Genomic DNA, 278 nt, shown 5'->3' on the forward strand with positions numbered 1-278 from the left:
CCCACACCCAGCCCTGCCAGGTCAGTCCCATCGAGGATCCACCCTCGACGAATGCCGTGATCGTCGGGATGACGGCAAACAGGCCAACCCCCTCGAGGGTTCCCTGAAGACCTGCCAGCCACAGGGAGCGACGGAACTTGGCAGCCCCTTCCTCGGTGAGAAGGGGCCTGAAGGTGTTCAGGAGCAGGATGTCGCCCGCCCAGGAAAGGCGGGAGTTCATGGTCGTGGTCATCGGGTGGCTCCTTCCATCGCTCGCCCTGCCGACAGACGCGCCCAAT

General features: G+C 64.7%; 1 protein-coding gene. It reads right to left on the minus strand.

The annotated features are described in order from the left end of the window. Positions 1 to 232 (minus strand): hypothetical protein (locus QSV46_RS39610; RefSeq protein ID WP_314964080.1); only part of this gene is annotated, 232 nt, incomplete at its 3' end. Positions 233 to 278: the final 46 nt, after the last annotated feature.

The organism is Bradyrhizobium cosmicum, from assembly GCF_032290525.1.
GTDB classification, from domain to species: domain Bacteria; phylum Pseudomonadota; class Alphaproteobacteria; order Rhizobiales; family Xanthobacteraceae; genus Bradyrhizobium; species Bradyrhizobium cosmicum_A.